The organism is Plantibacter sp. CFBP 13570, assembly GCF_014841395.1.
GTDB classification, from domain to species: domain Bacteria; phylum Actinomycetota; class Actinomycetes; order Actinomycetales; family Microbacteriaceae; genus Plantibacter; species Plantibacter auratus.
On record NZ_JACYTW010000134.1, the window covers coordinates 1 to 1,198 of the forward strand.

General features: G+C 75.2%; 1 protein-coding gene. It reads left to right on the top strand.

The window, feature by feature from the left end; all coding sequences use genetic code 11:
- Positions 1 to 1,117, top strand: a 1,117-nt coding sequence (locus IFT89_RS19865) for a class I adenylate-forming enzyme family protein (RefSeq protein ID WP_213014340.1), incomplete at its 5' end; no start/stop codon positions are given.
- Positions 1,118 to 1,198: the final 81 nt, after the last annotated feature.

Consider the following 1,198-nt stretch of genomic DNA (forward strand, 5'->3'; position numbering starts at 1 on the left):
GGCGCCGACCGACCTCGTCCGTCGGACGCTCGAGGTGCGGGCGGCCGGCGACGTGCCACTGATCGGCGACGACCGGTGGAGCGAGTCGTACTGGCGTTCCGTCCGCGACCGCACCACCGCGGCCGGTCCACAGCCGGCCCAGGGCTGGGCGACGCTGACCTCCGGCACCACCGGCGAGCCGCGCATCGTGCTCAGGACCGCAGCGTCGTGGGCGGACTCCTTCCCGGCCGTCGGCGCGCTGCTCGACCTCGGGCCGGACGACGTCCTGGCGCTGTCGTCGCCGCCCGCGTCGTCGCTGTCGCTCTTCTCGGTCGCCCATGCGGCCGCCGTCGGTTGCTCGCTCGCCCTCCCGACCACCCACGCGCTCACCCCCGACGACGCCCGTGACGCGACCCGGTTCCACGGGACTCCGAACGGCCTCCGGGCGCTGCTCGACGGCGAGGTGCCACCCCGCCTGCGGGTGGCGTTGATCGGAGGCGCCTCACTCGACCCCGGGCTCCGCGCCAGGGCGGAGGACCTCGGCATCCGTGTCGTGTCCTACTACGGTGCCGCCGAGCTCTCCTTCGTGGCGGTCGACGACGGCGCCGATCCGGATCGACCGGGCCTCCGTGCCTTCCCCGGCGTCGAGCTCGAGGTCCGCGACGACGACGTCCTCTGGGTCCGATCGCCGTTCGTCGCGACCGGGTACCTCGGGGGCTCGGGACCGCTCCGACGCGACGGCGACTGGTCCACCGTCGGCGACCGCGCACGGATCGACGACGGGATCGTCACGCTCCTCGGCCGATCCGACGACGCGATCCTCACGGCCGCGGCGACCGTCATCCCCGCCGATGTCGAGGAGGCCCTGCGCCGACTCGACGGGGTGGACGACGCCGTCGTGCTCGGTCTGCCGAACGCCGGGGTCGGATCGCTCGTGACGGCCGTGTTGGAGCTGCACCCGGGCGCGCGTCCGACCCGCGCGATGCTCCGCGACGCCCTCGCACCGCTGTTGCCGCCGACCCACCGGCCCCGACGCTGGTTCGTCGTCGACGAGCTGCCCCGCACCGTCACCGGCAAAGCCGCCCGCGCGGAGCTCGCCGACCGACTCGCGGCAGGGACGGTGGCGTCCCTTGACTGAGTCGCCTACCCTCCCGCGCATCGTCGCGGCCCGCCGGACGCCGATCGCGACGCGCGGGCGCGCCCTCGCCGCACTCACGGT